This is a genomic window from Halorubrum sp. SP3, from assembly GCF_005435195.1.
In the GTDB taxonomy this organism is placed as follows: domain Archaea; phylum Halobacteriota; class Halobacteria; order Halobacteriales; family Haloferacaceae; genus Halorubrum; species Halorubrum sodomense.
In genome coordinates this window covers 1-457 of the sequence record NZ_SGTU01000372.1, presented here as the reverse complement: position 1 = coordinate 457, position 457 = coordinate 1, and the positions used below count along the sequence as shown (strand labels likewise).

At 62.8% G+C, this 457-nt stretch carries 2 protein-coding genes; both read right to left on the bottom strand.

Annotation, left to right across the window (positions count from 1 at the left end):
- The coding region (locus EXE42_RS16905; protein ID WP_137707054.1) for a type II toxin-antitoxin system PemK/MazF family toxin at window positions 1–102 on the bottom strand (102 nt) is incomplete at its 3' end.
- Complete coding sequence (locus EXE42_RS16900; RefSeq protein WP_137707053.1) at window positions 102–368, bottom strand: AbrB/MazE/SpoVT family DNA-binding domain-containing protein; 267 nt, start codon at window positions 366–368, stop codon at window positions 102–104. The genes EXE42_RS16905 and EXE42_RS16900, both read right to left, overlap by 1 nt.
- Window positions 369–457 lie beyond the last annotated feature (89 nt).

Sequence of the window (457 nt, the reverse complement as noted above, 5' to 3'; positions counted from 1 at the left end):
GTTCTGAACGACGAGACACGGCCGGGTTCCCCGCTGTTCGGACCCCCGTGTCGGGTCGAGTTCGACGATGACCACGTCGCCTCGGCGGACGGAGACGACCATTACCACTCCGGGGCGTCGCCGAGGTGGTCGTTCGCCTCGGCCGAAACGCCCTCCAGCTCTTCCGTGAGGTCGCCGTCTCGGTGGGCTCGCCGGCGGTACCCCTCCGCGATCTGCTCTCGGGTGACCGATCGCTCGATGACGAGCTTTCCCCCTTCTTCGTGAATCACGACCTCGTCACCGCCCTCAATGCCGAACCGCTCTCGAAGCTCCTTCGGAATCGTCACCTGACCTCGTTCACCGATTTTTCTTCGCGCGTCGTTTTCCATACATATTCATATCGTATTCATACTCGTAAGCCCTTCGGTGGGAGCGGAGAGTGCGTTGCGACCGCGCCGGCGCTCCGTCGCGACGATTT